Source organism: Streptomyces sp. KR55, assembly GCF_052245645.1.
Taxonomy (GTDB): Bacteria; Actinomycetota; Actinomycetes; order Streptomycetales; family Streptomycetaceae; genus Streptomyces; species Streptomyces flavusporus.
On record NZ_JBQQCE010000226.1, the window covers coordinates 1 to 15,035 of the forward strand.

A 15,035-nucleotide genomic window follows, 5' to 3' on the forward strand; every position below is an offset into this window, starting at 1 on the left:
GTGATGAACGTGCCCGCGATGACCAGGTTCTGCAGGACCAGTCGGCGGGCGGCCCGGGAGAGCCGTACGGTCGCGGGGACGGTGGCGAGTTCGTCGCGTACGACGACGGCGTCCGCGGTCTCCAGCGCCAGGTCGGAGCCGGCGCGGCCCATCGCCACGCCGGAGTGCGCGGCGGCGAGGGCGGGCGCGTCGTTGACGCCGTCGCCGACGAAGAGCACCTTGCGGCCGCTGTCCTGGAGGTCGCGTACGGCGTTCACCTTGTCCTCGGGCAGCAGGTCCGCGCGGACGTCCGTCAGGCCGGTGGCCTCGGCGACACGGGCGGCGGTGTGCGCGTTGTCGCCGGTGAGCAGGACGGGGGCGGTGCCGGTGAGGGCGGTGAGGGCGGCCGTGGTCGCGGCGGCCTCGGGGCGGAGGCGGTCGGTGAGGGCGAGCGTGCCGACGGGGATGCCGTCGCGGACGACCAGGACGACCGTCGCACCGTCCTCGCGACCGGTCAGGGCCTCCGCGCCGACCGACGCACCGTCCTCGGGATCGGCCAGGGCCTCCGCGCGGCCGACGCTCACCTTGCGCCCGCCGACGACGGCGGTGACCCCGCGGCCCGGGACGGCCGTGAACTCCTCGGTGGGCGCGATCGGCAGGTCCCGGGCGCGGGCCGCGGCCACGATCGCGCGGGCCAGCGGGTGCTCGCTGGGGTGCTCGGCCGCGGCGGCGAGGGCGAGGAGCCGGTTCTCGTCGAGGCCGGAGTCCGGCAGCGGTCGTACGTCCGTCACCTCGGGAGCGCCCTCGGTGAGGGTGCCGGTCTTGTCGAGGGCGGCGGTGTCGATCTCGCCGAGACGTTCCATCGCGACAGCCGACTTGACCAGCACGCCGTGCCGGCCGGCGTTGGCGATGGCGGACAGCAGGGGCGGCATGGTGGCCAGGACGACCGCGCACGGGGAGGCGACGATCATGAAGGTCATGGCGCGCAGGAGCGCGTCGGTGAGGTGCGCGCCGAAGGCGAGCGGTACGGCGAAGACGGCGAGCGTGGCGGCGACCACGCCGACTGCGTAACGCTGTTCGACCTTCTCGATGAACAGCTGGGTCGGCGCCTTGGTGCGGGAGGCCTCCTCGACGAGGGTCACGATGCGGGCGATGACCGAGTCGGCGGGATCCCGTTCGACCCGGACGCGCAGGGCGCCGGTGCCGTTGAGGGTGCCTGCGAAGACCTCGTCGCCGGGGCGCTTGACGACCGGGAGGGGTTCGCCGGTGATGGTCGCCTGGTCGGCCTCGCTGGTGCCGTCCAGGACCTGGCCGTCGGCGCCGATGCGCTCGCCCGGGCGGATCAGCAGCACGTCGCCGACGGTGAGGTCGCCGGTCGGCACGGTCTCCTCGGTGCCCTGGTCCGTGAGGCGGGTCGCGGTGGTGGGTGCGAGGTCGAGCAGGCCGCGCACGGAGTCGGCGGTGCGGGCGGTGGCCAGCGCCTCCAGGGCGCCGGAGGTGGCGAAGATGACGATCAGCAGGGCACCGTCGAGGACCTGGCCGATGGCGGCCGCGCCCAGTGCCGCGACGATCATCAGCAGGTCGACGTCGAGGGTCTTGTCGCGCAGGGCCCGCAGTCCTTCGAGGGCCGGTTCCCAGCCGCCGGTGATGTAGGCGACGGCGTACAGCGGGGCGAACGCCCAGGCGGGGGCGCCGCCCAGGTCCAGGGCGAGTGCCGCCAGGAACGCCACGAGGGCGGCGAGGGCCCAGCGGGCCTCGGGCAGGGCGAGGATCCGGGTGCGGCGGCGGGGTGCCGTCGGGGTGCGGGTGGGGGCCGGATGGGGCGCAAGAGTCGCTGACACAGGGCCACCATACAGGAACACATGAAGACTCGTTCATTCGTTCATGCGGGGTGGGTAGGATAGCGGTCATGGGTCATGGAGCCGTCACCGCCGCGCAGGACACCACGGAACGCGTACGTCTCGACGCGGACAACGTCGCGAAGGTGGCCACCACGCTCCAGGCCCTGTCCACTCCGTCCCGCCTGCTGATCCTCGCGCGGCTGCGTGAAGGACCGTTGCCCGCCACCGAGTTGGCGGCCGAGGTGGGCATGGAGCAGTCCGCGTGCTCGCACCAGCTGCGGCTGCTGCGCAATCTCGGCCTGGTGGTGGGCGAGCGTCGGGGCCGGTCGGTGGTGTACGCGCTGCACGACGACCATGTCGCTCAGCTCCTCGACCAGGCCGTGTACCACGTGGAGCATCTGCGGCTCGGAATCAGCGACGCCGCCGAGTAGCACGTACCGGCGGCGTCACGACTGCTGAACGCCCCTACATGTTGATCATGTGGCCGGCGAGGCCGTGCACGGCCTCCTGGATCGCCTCGCCGAGGGTCGGGTGGCCGTGGACGTTGCGGGCCACCTCGTGGACGGTGAGGTCCCACTTCTGGGCCAGGGTCAGCTCGGGCAGCAGCTCGGTGACGTCGGGGCCGATGAGGTGGCCGCCGATCAGCTCGCCGTACTTCGCGTCGCTGATCAGCTTCACGAAGCCGGTGGTGTCGCCGAGGCCGTGCGCCTTGCCGTTGGCGGTGAACGGGAACTTGGCGACCTTGACGTCGTAGCCCAGGTCGCGGGCCTGCGCCTCGGTGTAGCCGAAGCTGGCGATCTGCGGCTGGCAGTAGGTGGCGCGCGGGATCATCACGTAGTCGAGCTCCATCGTCTCGGCGTCCGCGATGGTCTCGGCGGCGACCACGCCCATGGCCTCGGCGGCGTGCGCGAGCATCAGCTTCGCGGTGACGTCGCCGATGGCGTAGATGTGCGGGACGGAGGTGCGGCAGCGGCCGTCGACGTCGATCGCGCCGCGGTCGGTGACCTTCACGCCCGTCTTCTCCAGGCCGTAGCCCTCGACGTTCGGCTGGAAGCCGATGGCCTGGAGGACCTTGTCGGCCTCGAGGATCTGCTGGGAGCCGTCCTTCGCGGTGACCGTGACGCGGACCTGCGGGCCGGACTCGTCGAGGGCGTCGACGCGGGTCGAGGTGAGCACGTCGATGCCCAGCTTGCGGTACTGGCGGGCGAGTTCGGTGGAGACCTCGGCGTCCTCGAGGGGGGCGGCGCGGTCCAGGAACTCGACGACGGTGACCTTCACGCCGTAGTTGTGCAGGATGTACGCGAACTCGACACCGATCGCGCCGGCGCCCGCGATGATGATCGACTGCGGCAGTTCCTCGGCGAGGATCTGCTCCTCGAACGTCACCACGCGTGAGGTGCGGCGGGTGCCGGGCAGCAGCTTCGGAGTGGCGCCGGTGGCGATGATGCAGTGGTCGAAGCCGATGGTGCGGGTCTCGCCGTCGTAGCCGGTGATCTGGAGGCTGTGCGGGTCGACGAACGTGCCGCGGCCGTCGTACTCCGTGATCTTGTTCTTCTTCATCAGGTAGTGGACGCCCTTGACCCGGCCGTCGGCGACCTTGCGGCTGCGCCGGAACGCCTCGCCGTAGTCGAAGGTGATCTGTCCGTCGGTCTTGATGCCGAAGGTCTTCGCCTCACGGGTGACGATGTGCGCGAGCTCGGCGTTGCGCAGCAGGGCCTTGGTGGGGATGCAGCCGACGTTCAGGCAGACGCCGCCCCAGTACTTCTCCTCGACGACGGCGACACGTTTGCCCAGCTGGGCGGCGCGGATGGCGGCGACGTACCCGCCGGGGCCCGCTCCGAGAACGACGACGTCGAAGCGCTCGTCCTGCTCGTCCATGCGGAGGTCCCTTTCGGTGTGGTGAAGAGCGGTTGGCCGGGTGTGGTGCGTAAGAGATTCTTTCGCCCCGCCTTGCTCCTCGCCACACTGATCCCTATGACGCGAGTCTCAGCCGCGGCGTGGGCCGGTTCAGTGGTTGGGGGCGGCGCGGCTGATGTCCGCCAGGGCGGAGTGCGGGTCCTCGGAGGTGGCGAGGTCGCCGAGGCTGATCATGCCGATGGGGCAGCCGCCGTGCTCGACGACGGGGATCCTGCGCACCGCGTGCTGGCGCATCAGTTCGATGGCGTGGTCGGTCGTGTCGTCGGGCGCGAGGGTCACCACGGGCGGCCGGGTGCACAGCGAGCCGACGGTGGTGGTGTTCGGGTCGAGGCCCTCGGCGACGGCCCGGACCGCGATGTCGCGGTCGGTGAGGACGCCGAACAGATCACAGTCGTAGGCCACCAGGACGTCGCCGATGTCCTGGTCGCGCATCATCCGCGCCGCCCGCGCCACCGTGGTCATCGGCTCGACCGAGGCCGTGCCGGGCGACATCACGTCGCGTATCTGCCTGGTCATGAACGCCTCCTGGGGGTACGGCCGGCTCAGCTGCCGTGCAGCGCGTCCAGCACGTCGTCGTCCGTCAGCTGCTCGAAGTCCTCGTACCAGAGCCCGACCGCGTGGAACGGGCTCGGCCGCATCAGGCACACCACGTCGTCGGCGTCGCCGCGCAGCAGCTCGGTCGCCTCGTGCGAGCAGACCGGCGCGGCGACGACCACCCGTTCGGGCTCGCGCCGGCGCACGGCCTGCACGGCGGCACGCGCGGTCGATCCGGTGGCCAGCCCGTCGTCGACGACGATCGCGGTACGTCCCTTCAGTTCGACGGCGGGGCGGCCCTGCCGGTAGCGCTGCTCGCGCCGGTGCAGTTCGGCCCGTTCCCGGGCCACCACCGGGGCGAGCTCCTCCTCCGTCAGGCCCAGCTGGTCCAGGGCCCGGGCGTCGAACAACGGGGGGTCGTCGCCGGCGATCGCTCCGACGCCGAACTCCTCGTGGGCAGGCGCGCCGATCTTGCGGACGACGAGCACGTCGAGCGGGGCGCCGAGCGCCCGTGCGACCTCCCGGGCGACCGTGACGCCACCGCGGGGCAGGGCGAGCACGACGGGGTCCGGGAGGGTGCCCTTCTCCTGCAGGATGCGCAGATGCTCGGCCAGCTCCCGGCCGGCGTGCGCGCGGTCTCGGAAACTCATGTCCCACCACCTGCCTGCTGCTGGTCTCGCCCTGTGTCGGTACGGGTTTCCACAGGGCGCCGGGCGACACACCGACGATCACGGGTGTCGCCCGGCGGACCCGGCGGCTACCCGGAGAAGTCCCCGGCCGTGGGCCGGCGTGCCGCCGCCGTCGCCCCGCGTACGTCGGTGAGGGGACGCAGCCGGTAGGTGAAGGCGTAGTCGCGGTCGGCGAACAGCTTGTACTCGTCGTGGGTGTGCGCGCCCCAGCTGTTGTCGCCGCCCACGCCCATCTGCCGGTGGTTGACGCGCAGGACGACCTCGTCCCGCGGAGTGAGCTGGTAGTCGTGGCGCACCCCGGACGACAGGTCCTCCGGGGTGAAGTGCGAGGCGTTGACCTCCAGCAGCGGCTCACCGGAGACGAGCAGACCCGAGCCGCCCCGGTCGGTGAGCGCGACCCAGCGGACGTCCGTCTTGTTGCCGTTCTCCTGCGGGCGGATGTACGGGGTCCACTGCCCGGAGACGGTCCCGGAGTACACGCCCACGTCGGTGCCGTCGTTGCGGTCCCAGTGGTTCTCCTCGGGCCCGCGGCCGTAGTAGCGCAGATGCTCGAAACGCCCCGGCAGGAACAGCAGCGTGCCGACCTCCGGGATGTACGGCAGGGACGCCGCGCCCGGGTGCAGCGTGTTGTCGACCTTGATCTCGGCGTTGCCGAAGACCGTGTACGTGGTGGTGTACGCGGACTCGACGGTGGTGGGCAACGTGCCGCTGACCTTGATCTCGACAGCTCTGTCGCGCAGGACGCGCACGCTCACGTCCGTCACCCTGCGCCGGGCGCCCGCGTCGCGCCAGGTCTGGTTGCGGGTGTGCTGGCCGTTGCCCTTGTCGTTGTCGGTCGGCGCCCGCCAGAAGTTCGGCGCGGGTCCGGAGGTGATCAGTCGGGTGCCGGCGGCCTCGTACGAGGTGATGACCCCGCTGCTCTTGTCGACGGTGACGGAGAAGCCCTTGCCGGTGACGGTGACGGACGTGTCGCCGTCGTCGTACGTCAGCGCAGGGATGTCGTCCAGCGGTACCGGCCTCACGGCCGGGCTGCCGGCGTCGAGGGGGAGCTGCTGCTTGGCCACCTCGAAGCCGGCCTTCGCCCACTTCGTGGGCTCCTTGGTGGTGAACGACAGTTGGAGGAAGTACTCGGTGCCCGGCGCCGGGCCGTCCGGCAGCCGTACGGGCAGGCTGATCTCCTTGCTCGACAGGGGCGGGACGTTCAGCTGTTCGCGGGTCAGCTTGCCGCGCCGGACGACCTCACCGTCGGCGACGAGGCTCCACCTTCCGTCGAATTCATGGAGATTGGTGAACAGGTACTCGTTGGTGACCTTGACTGTGCCCACGCCGTCGGCCGGTGAGACGTTGATCGCCTGGTAGACCTGCTTGACCTCGGCGGCCTTGCCGGTGTGGGCCCGGTCCGCGGTGACGATGCCGTCGGCGACGAAGTTCCCGTCGTTGGGGTTGTCGCCCCAGTCGCCGCCGTACGCGAAGAACGTCCGCTCGCGGGGCCGCTTCTCGGTGAAGCCGGCGGTGGCGGCGTCGAACCAGAACCGCACGCCGTCGTCGCCGGGGCCGCGGCCCTCCTCGGCCAGCTCTGCGGCGGTCAGGGCGCGGGCGTAGACGCGTGCCCGCCGTACGGTGCCGCTGAACTCCCGGGTCCAGTTGTCGACGTCGGTGGCGAGCGACAGGGGCGCGGTGTTGCTGCCGGGCCGGCGCGTGGTGGTCCGGGTGGCCTTCACCGCTCCGTCGACGTGGAGGGTCAGCGTGCCGCCTCGGCGTCGAAGACACCGGCTATGTGGTGCTCCCTGCCGGTCCAGTCGTCCGGCACCGCCCAGCTCGCGGTGATCCACTGGCCGCCGCCGTGGATGAAGAACTCGATGGTCCTGTTGGTCTGCTTCAGTGCGTACTGGGTGTCGCCCTTGGCGAGGATGGGCTGGTGGTTGCCGGTGACGTGCGGGGTGAGCCAGGCCTCCAGCGTCAGGGAGCCGGTGAGGTCGAGGCTCGCGTCGCGGGCGAAGACGGTGCCGCCGGAGATGCCCCGGTCGCGGTCGAAGGTGCCGCTGGGGGCGAGGACTTCTCCCTGGAGCTGTCCGGGGCCGGTCTCGGTGAGCAGCTTGCGTGTCGGGGTGGGCCAGCTCAGGGACTGGTCCATGAAGTCCCAGATCCAGCCGCCCTGGAGGACGTCGTGGCGGCGGATGATGTCCCAGTACTTCTTGAAGTTGCCGTTCGAGTTCCCCATCGCGTGGGAGTACTCGATCATCACGTACGGCCGGGTGTCGGCGGTGTCCTTCGCGCGGGCCTCGACGCGCGCGGGGCTCTCGTACATCTCCGAGCGGATGTCGCTGATCGTGGGGCGGTCGTCGCCCTCGTACTGGATGACGCGGGTCGGGTCGTAGGAGCGGATCCAGTCGTGCATGGCGACGAACGTGCTGCCGCCGCCGGCCTCGTTGCCGAGTGACCAGATGACGACCGAGGAGTGGTTCTTGTCGCGGTGGACCATGTTCTGGGCGCGGGCCACACAGGCCGCGCTCCAGTCGGCGTGGTTGCCGGGGTACTGGCCGCGGATGCCGTGGGTCTCGACGTTGGCCTCGTCGACGATGTACAGGCCGTATTCGTCGGCGAGTTCCAGCCACAGCGGGTTGTCGGGGTAGTGCGAGGTGCGGACCGTGTTCATGTTCATCCGCTTGATGACCTCGATGTCCTCGACCATGTCCGCGCGGGTCAGCGCCGTGCCGCGGTCGGGGTGCATCTCGTGCCGGTTGGTGCCTCGGAAGGAGACGGGCCTGCCGTTGATGCGCATCAGCCCGTCTTTCAGCGCGAACTCGCGCAGGCCGACCCGGTGCGACAGCGTCTCGGTCACCTTGCCCGCCGGGTCGCGCAGGCGCAGGACGGCGGTGTAGAGGTTGGGGTGTTCGGCCGACCAGAGCTGCGGCGCGGGCACGGCTCTGGCGGCCTGTACGGTCACGTCCTCACCGGCCGGTCCGACGTCGACGGCCTGCTGCAACGGCCTCGACCAGACGGCGTGGCCCCGCGCGTCGTACAGCTGCGCCTCGACCGTGTACCGCCCGGCGCCGCCACTGCCGTAGGCGCGCACGCTCGCGGTGACGGACAGGTCGGCGGCCGTGTAGTCGTCGCTCAGCGGTGTGTCCAGCTTGAAGTCGCGCAGGTGCACGACCGGAGTGGAGAAGAGGTACACCGAGCGGAAGATGCCGCTCAGCCGGATCATGTCCTGGTCCTCCAGCCAGTCGCCGTCGGAGTAGCGGTACACCTCCACGGCGATCTGGTTGGTGCCGGGCCTGAGGTGTTCGGTGATGTCGTACTCGGCAGGCGTGTAGGAGTCCTCGTGGTAGCCCACCAGCTCGCCGTTGATCCACACGTAGTGCGCGGACTTGACCCCCTCGAAGTGCAGGAACGTCCGCCGCCCCGCCCAGTCCCGCGGGACGGTGAAGGTACGCCGGTACTGGCCGACGGGGTTGTAGCGGGTCGGCGCGGCCGGGGGCTGCGGCTCCTCGCCCAGGCCGTTGGGGCCCCACCAGGGGTAGGTGATGTTGACGTAGATGGGGAAGTCGTAGCCGTGCATCTGCCAGGCGGAGGGGACGGGGATGCTGTCCCAGTCGCTGTCGTCGAGGTCGGTGCGGTAGAAGTCGGTGTCCCGGTCGTCGGGGCGGTCGGCGTAGGCGAACTTCCACCGCCCGTCGAGGCTCAGCCGGTACGGCGAGCGGGTGCGGTCGGCGGCCAGGGCCTGTTCGACGTCGGCGTACGGCATGAGGGTGGTGTGCGGCGGTTCGGTGCCCAGCCGGAAGATTGCGATGTTCCCGTTCCACTCGGGGGATCCGTCCGCCGCCGCGCTCCGGCCGGCGGTGTGCGCGGCGGCATCCCGGGCGGGCGAGGACAGGGCGAGCGCGCCGAGAACGGCGGCACCGGACTCGAGGAGTCGACGGCGACTGACGAAGGCCCGCTGCTCGGGGCGAGCCGACTGATCGGCGGGAAACGCGTGCGGGTGCGGCATGACCGTGTCCTTCCTCGGAACGAACAGTGCGCTGCACGAACGGAGAGCGGCTCAACTCACGGTGAACTCACGGCGGTGAAACAGCAGTTGACGGCGTTACGGATCTCGGCTCGTGATGACGGAGTCCGCTGCTGCAACCCGGCTCACCCTAGAACTTCGAACACAACCGAAGCAATTACCCCGTCGGAGTTTGTGTGTTCCTGATGGAGGGCTGATCGACTGGGGGTGTTCCTTCGGCTGTTATGGGCGCACGCGCCGCTTCCCGCCCCGTCCCAGCGCCGTGCCCGACACGGCGAGTACGGAGAGCAGGACGAGCGCACCGGCCGGGCCGAGTACGGTCCAGGGGGCCAGTTCCACGTACGGCTGGTTCTCCGACAACAGGCGGCCCCACTCCGGCGTGGGCGGCTGCTCGCCCAGGCCGAGGAAGCCGAGGGAGGCCAGGACGAGGACCGTGGTGGGCAGCCGCAGCAGGGCGTTGCGCAGGACGGCGGTATGACCGGGCTTCGTCAGCGGACCTGCCGGGCGAACGCGTCGTACGCCCGCTCGTCGAAGAGGACGAAGGTGACTTCCTCGACGGCCGTGTCCGTCTCCCGCACGGTCTGTACGGCGATACGGGCGGCGTCGTCCATCGGCCACCCGTAGATGCCGGCGGACACGGCCGGGAACGCGACCGTGCGGGCGCCCAACTCGTCGGCCACGCGCAGGGACTCGCGGTAGCAGGAGGCGAGGAGGGCGGAGCGGTCCTCCTGCTCGGAGTAGACGGGGCCGACCGTGTGGATCACCCAGCGTGCGTTCAGATCCCCTGCGGTGGTGGCGACCGCCTGGCCCGTGGGCAGGCCCTTGCCGTACCGGGAGGCGCGGAGCCTCCGGCACTCCTCGAGGATCGCAGGGCCGCCGCGCCGGTGGATGGCGCCGTCCACTCCTCCGCCGCCGAGCAGCGAGGAGTTGGCCGCGTTGACGATCGCGTCGGCGCTCTCCTGGGTGATGTCGCCCTGGACCAGCCTGATGGTGGTCATGTCTGCCTCAGTCTCTTCCAGACGGCCTTCGCGGCGTTGTGCCCGGACATACCGTGCACGCCGGGTCCCGGCGGGGTGGCCGAGGAGCAGATGAAGACGGCCGGATGCGGGGTGCTGTACGGGAACAGGGACAACTTGGGGCGCAGCAGCGTCTGGAGTCCGGACACCGCGCCGGAGGCGATGTCGCCGCCGACGTAGTTGGCGTTGTGGGCGGCGAGTTCGGGCGGGCCGGCGGTGGCTCGGGCGAGGACGCGGTCGCGGAATCCCGGGGCGAAGCGCTCCAGTTGGCGTTCTATGGCGTCGGTGAGGTCGCCGGTCCAGCCGCTGGGGACATGGCCGTACGCCCAGAAGACGTGCCGGCCCGCCGGTGCGCGGGTGGGGTCGACGACGCTGGGCTGCACGGTGATGAGGAACGGCCGGTCGGGCGCGCGGCCCTCGCGCGAGGCGGCGCGCAGCGCGGTGCCGATCTCCCCCGTGTCGGCGCCGATCTGCACGGTTCCGGCGCTGCGCGGCTCCTCGGCGGTCCACGGCACCGGGCCGTCCAGGGCGTAGTCGACCTTGAAGACGCCGGGGCCGTACCGGTAGCCCTCGTAGTAGCGGCCGAAGCCCGCGATGCGGGCGAGGGCGGTGGGTGAGGTGTCGAAGACGTACGCCCGGGCGGGCGGCAGGTCGTCGAGGCGCTTGACCTCGTAGTCGATGTGGACCGTGCCGCCGAGGTCCTTCAGGTAAGCGGCGAGAGCGTCCGAGATGGACTGGGAGCCGCCGCGGGCCACGGGCCAGCCGCGGGCGTGCGCGGCGAGCGCGAAGACCAGGCCGATGGCGCCGGTGGCGAGGCCGGTGAGCGGGGCCATCACATGGGCGACGAGACCGGCGAAGAGCGTCTTGGCCCGTTCGTCGCGGAAGCGCCGCATCAGCCAGGTGGACGGAGGAAGCCCGACCAGGCCGAACCGGGCGAGGGTCACCGGGTCGCGGGGCAGCGCGGTGAGCGGCAGGGACATGAAGTCGCGGGCGAGGGTGTCCCAGTGGGGCAGGAAGGGCGCCACCAGCCTGCGGTACGCCCCTGCGTCGCGCGGGCCGAAGGAGGCGGCCGTCTCGCCGACCGACCGGGACAGGACCGCGGCGGTGCCGTCGGTGAAGGGGTGGGCCATGGGCAGCTCGGGATGGACCCATTCCAGGCCGTAGCGGTCCAGGGGCAGGGCGCGGAACGCGGGTGAGTTGATGCCGAGTGGGTGCGCCGCCGAGCACGGGTCGTGACGGAAGCCGGGCAGGGTGAGCTCTGCGGTGCGCGCTCCCCCGCCGATCGTGTCCCGGGCTTCGAAGACGGCCACGGAGAAGCCACGGCGGGCCAGCTCCACGGCAGCGGTCAGTCCGTTCGGCCCCGCACCCACCACGACCGCATCGAGCATCGACGGCACCTTCGGACCCCTTCGTCAGCCGATGGCCACTGAGGATCAGGATATGCCGGGGGACTGACAGTGCTCGGCGACGGGGTGACCCCGCGGCATGCTCCGGGCTCAGACCGACGACGCCAGCAGCCCCGCCACCCGGCGTGCCGTCGCCGCGTCGCGGGCCGCGGTGAACGGCAGGGCGTTGCCGCCCGTGATGCGGAACGGCTCACCCGTGCGGGTCAGGTGGGCGCCACCCGCCTCCTCGACCAGCAGCAGGCCTGCCGCGTGATCCCATGCCGCCTCCCACGAGAACGCCGTGGCGTCCAACTCGCCGCGGGCGACGGCGAGATACTCCAGGCCCGCCGAACCGCAGTCGCGGGGTGCGGCCCCGTCCGTCCACAGGCCGAGCAGGTCGCGCTTCTGCTCGGCCGTCGTGTAATCCGGGTGGGACGTGGCGATCCTCAGGTCCCGTCCGGGTGCGGGCGAGCCGGCGAACAGCTGCTCACCGTCAAGGAAGGCGCCCCGCACCCGTACGGCCGTGGCGAGTTGGTCGCGGGCGGGGGCGTATGTCCACGAGGCGAGCAGGACGCCGCTCTGCGCGAGCGCCACCAGTGTGCAGAAGCCGTCCTCGCCGTGCACGAACTGGCGGGTGCCGTCGACGGGATCGACGATCCAGACCGGGGCGTCGCCCCGTATCGCCTCGTACGATGCGGGGTTGGCGTGCACCGCCTCCTCGCCGACGACCACGGAGCCGGGCAGGAGCTCACCCAGCGCCTCGGTGAGGTACTGCTCGGCCAGGCGGTCGGCGTCCGTCACCAGGTCGTGCGGGCCGCTCTTCTCGTCGACCTCGTGGGCGGCCAGCTGGCGGAAACGCGGCATGATCTCGGCCGCGGCGGCCTTGCGGACCGCCTCCTCCACGTCGGCCGAGTGGCGCGCGAGAAACTCGTCGATGGTTTCGCTGTCTTCGATCATGCCTCCATGAGAGCACGCGCCACTGACAATCCCTACCCGGCCAGTGCACTACAGGTGGAACCGGCATGAACTCCCGATGCCACACCCCACCGCAGGCAAGGGACATTCAGGACATCACCGGCCCACCGCGTACCCCTGCATCCCCCGCGGATTGGCCGCCGCCGACAGAATGCCGCTCTCCGGGTCCCGGGCGACCGCGCACAGCCGGCCCTCGGACCAGTCGTCACCGACCGTGACGTCATGGCCGCGCCGCCGCAGCTCCGCCACGACAGCGGGGTCCGTGCGCGCCTCGACGGTGACGCTCCCCGGGCGCATCCCGCGTGGGTAGAAGGAGCCGGGGAAGCTGTCGTTGTGCCAGTTCGGCGCGTCGATCGCGCCCTGGAGGTCAAGGCCGCCGCGTACCGGAGCACGCAGGGCGACCGCCAGGAAGAAGTGGAGCTGCCACTGGTCCTGCTGATCGCCACCGGGCGTGCCGAACGCCATGACCGGCGTCCCGTCCCGCAGGGCGATGGACGGCGTCAGGGTGGTGCGTGGCCTGCGTCCCGGCGTGAGCGAGTTCGGCAGGCCCTCCTCCAGCCAGGTCATCTGCAACCGGGTTCCGAGCGGGAAGCCCAGTTCGGGCACGACGGGGTTGGACTGCAGCCAGCCGCCGCTGGGCGTGGCGGCGACCATGTTGCCCCAGCGGTCGACGATGTCGAGATGGCAGGTGTCGCCGCGGGTACCGCCGTCGGCGGCGACGTCGGGTTCGCCCGGCACCGGGGCCGTCGGGCTCTTGGCGACCGTCGGCTCTCCGGCCCCCGGCGCGCCGAGGCCCGCCACGCCGGTGGCGGCGCCGCGCGCGTGGGCGCACAGCCGCGGGGTGCGCCCTTCCGGGCTCCCGGGCCGCAGCTCGTACGACGCCGTGTCGGCGACGAGTTCCCGCCGTGCCGCGTTGTAGGCGCCCGACAGCAGCTCGCCGAGCGGCACCTCGGCCGCGTCGCCGTACCAGGCCTCCCGGTCGGCCATGGCGAGTTTGCAGCCCTCGATCAGCAGGTGGACGTAGTCCGCGGAGCCGTACGGGGGCAGTTCGGGCGGGAGCAGCGCGAGCTGCTGGAGGAGGACCGGGCCCTGGCTCCAGGGGCCGGCCTTGCACAGGGTCCAGCCGTTCCAGTCGTACGTCACCGGCGTCTCGTAGGTCGCGGACCAGCCGGCGAGGTCGGCGGCCGTGAGGGTGCCGGTGTGGTGCTTACCGCTGGTGTCCAGGGTGGGCCGGTGTGCCTGCCGTACCAGCGCCTCGGCGATGAAACCGGTGCGCCACACCTGCCGTGCCGCCTCGATCTGCGCCTCGCGGTCCCCCGCCCCGGCGACCTCGGCGAGCAGCCGCTGCCAGGTGGCGGCGAGCGCGGGATTGCGCAGCAGCTCGCCGGGCCGGGGCGCCCGGCCGCCCGGCAGATACACCTCCGCGGACGTGGTCCACTCGGTCTCGAATAGCTCGCGCACGGTCTCCACGGTCTCGCCGACGCGCTCCACGGGCGCGTGCCCGTGTTCCGCGTATCCGATGGCGTACTTCAGGACGTCGGCGAGGGACTTGGTGCCGTGGTCGCGGAGCAGGAGCATCCAGGCGTCGAACGCACCGGGGACGGCCGCCGCAAGGGGCCCGGTACCGGGTACGAGATCCAAACCGAGTCCCCTGTAGTGCGCGACCGTCGCTCCGGCCGGCGCCACGCCCTGCCCGCACAGCACCTGCACCTCGCCGCCCGCCGGGGCGAGCAGGATCGGCACCTCACCGGCGGGCCCGTTCAGGTGCGGCTCGACGACATGCAGCACGAAGGCGCCCGCCACGGCAGCGTCGTAGGCATTGCCGCCGTCCTCCAGGACGGCCATCGCCGACTGCGAGGCCAGCCAGTGGGTGGAGGACACCATGCCGAAGGTGCCCTGGAGGGTGGGACGGGTGGTGAACATCTGGCCTCTCACCTTGCTGTTTGCGCGCGTCGGTCGGTCCGATCAGCACTCAAGAACTGGCCTGGGGAGAATCTGGGGAGTTTGGGCCCGGACTCGCGACCTGATCGCCGAGCAGGCTATCGATCGCTCGGCGTCCCTTCTCCCTTGCCTCCGGCATGAAGTGCGCACAGTGGTCGAGCGTGATCGTCGGCGAGGAGTGCCCCAGCCACTTGGCGAGGGTGACCACTGACTCTCCTGTCTCAAGCACGAGTGAGGCGTACGTATGCCTCAGCACGTGGAACCCGTCTCTCGGCGCCGCCTGCCATTGCCAAGGCTTCGCTCCCTTGGCGAGCGGTGGGATGATGCCTGCCTTGGCCAGAGCAGGCTTCCAGATCTCGGTGTTCCATGTGTTCGCGGCGATGGCGTTCCCGAACTTCGTCGTCAGCACAAGGCCAAACTTCCTTCGTTCCCTCTCAGGTTCGGGACCACCCCAGGGCAGCTCGACCTCGCTGGAAGGGTATGCCCTGGCATGCTTCACCAACTCGTCAGCCACCGAACGCGGCATGTCCACGACGCGCGTCTGCCGCCCTTCGGAAGCGCGAAGTACTTGCGGCTGCTGCGTATCTGCACCTGCCGCCTGACATGAATGAGGGCACGCCCTTAGAGTCCGTAACACGATCTTGTCGAGGTGTGCTGGCCGGGCGTGACCAGTAGGACGATTCCGCCGTTCGTGAGGTGTGGGGAATCGGCCGTGGATCGTGGACGACGAACTGTGGGCGCTGATCGGG

General features: G+C 71.2%; 10 protein-coding genes and 2 pseudogenes. 1 reads left to right on the forward strand and 11 read right to left on the reverse strand.

Annotated elements, in window-relative coordinates; genetic code table 11:
- Positions 1-1,820, reverse strand: a 1,820-nt coding sequence (locus tag ACTWQJ_RS28940; protein ID WP_443309485.1) for a heavy metal translocating P-type ATPase, incomplete at its 3' end; no start/stop codon positions are given.
- 68 nt (positions 1,821-1,888) lie between these two features.
- On the opposite strand from ACTWQJ_RS28940, the gene ACTWQJ_RS28945 reads away from it, so the two are divergent.
- Positions 1,889-2,251 carry an ArsR/SmtB family transcription factor gene (locus ACTWQJ_RS28945; protein WP_129800329.1) on the forward strand — a complete coding sequence of 121 codons (363 nt, stop codon included), beginning with the start codon at positions 1,889-1,891 and terminating at the stop codon, positions 2,249-2,251.
- Between the two features lie 34 nt (positions 2,252-2,285).
- Here the strand turns inward: ACTWQJ_RS28945 and lpdA are convergent, their stop codons facing one another.
- The 10 genes and pseudogenes from lpdA to ACTWQJ_RS28995 all read right to left on the reverse strand — a co-directional run bounded on the left by lpdA (position 2,286) and on the right by ACTWQJ_RS28995 (position 14,800).
- Positions 2,286-3,698 (reverse strand): dihydrolipoyl dehydrogenase, encoded by a 1,413-nt coding sequence (gene lpdA / locus ACTWQJ_RS28950; RefSeq protein WP_443309486.1) that lies wholly within the window; start codon positions 3,696-3,698, stop codon positions 2,286-2,288.
- A 129-nt stretch (positions 3,699-3,827) separates the two neighbouring features.
- A complete protein-coding gene (locus tag ACTWQJ_RS28955; protein WP_443309487.1) occupies positions 3,828-4,253 on the reverse strand; it encodes a CBS domain-containing protein in 426 nt (141 codons plus the stop codon).
- A gap of 26 nt (positions 4,254-4,279) precedes the next feature.
- Positions 4,280-4,921, reverse strand: a complete 642-nt coding sequence (locus tag ACTWQJ_RS28960; protein ID WP_443309488.1) for a phosphoribosyltransferase — start codon at positions 4,919-4,921, stop codon at positions 4,280-4,282.
- A 107-nt stretch (positions 4,922-5,028) separates the two neighbouring features.
- Positions 5,029-8,951: pseudogene (locus tag ACTWQJ_RS28965) on the reverse strand (glycoside hydrolase family 2 TIM barrel-domain containing protein).
- Between the two features lie 240 nt (positions 8,952-9,191).
- Positions 9,192-9,440: pseudogene (locus tag ACTWQJ_RS28970) on the reverse strand (ABC transporter permease subunit); the annotation flags it as partial.
- A 17-nt stretch (positions 9,441-9,457) separates the two neighbouring features.
- The gene (locus ACTWQJ_RS28975; RefSeq protein WP_443309489.1) at positions 9,458-9,967 is read right to left on the reverse strand and encodes an O-acetyl-ADP-ribose deacetylase; all 510 of its coding nucleotides are present in this window, start codon (positions 9,965-9,967) and stop codon (positions 9,458-9,460) included.
- Positions 9,964-11,373 (reverse strand): phytoene desaturase family protein, encoded by a 1,410-nt coding sequence (locus tag ACTWQJ_RS28980; RefSeq protein WP_443309490.1) that lies wholly within the window; start codon positions 11,371-11,373, stop codon positions 9,964-9,966. The genes ACTWQJ_RS28975 and ACTWQJ_RS28980 overlap by 4 nt, the downstream gene beginning before the upstream one ends.
- Positions 11,374-11,481: 108 nt before the next feature.
- Positions 11,482-12,327, reverse strand: coding sequence for an inositol monophosphatase family protein (locus ACTWQJ_RS28985; RefSeq protein ID WP_443309491.1), 846 nt, complete (start codon positions 12,325-12,327; stop codon positions 11,482-11,484).
- A gap of 114 nt (positions 12,328-12,441) precedes the next feature.
- On the reverse strand, positions 12,442-14,268 hold the full coding sequence (locus ACTWQJ_RS28990) for a gamma-glutamyltransferase family protein (protein WP_443309492.1): 1,827 nt from the start codon (positions 14,266-14,268) through the stop codon (positions 12,442-12,444).
- Positions 14,269-14,317: 49 nt separating this feature from the next.
- Positions 14,318-14,800, reverse strand: coding sequence for a hypothetical protein (locus ACTWQJ_RS28995; RefSeq protein WP_443309493.1), 483 nt, complete (start codon positions 14,798-14,800; stop codon positions 14,318-14,320).
- Positions 14,801-15,035 lie beyond the last annotated feature (235 nt).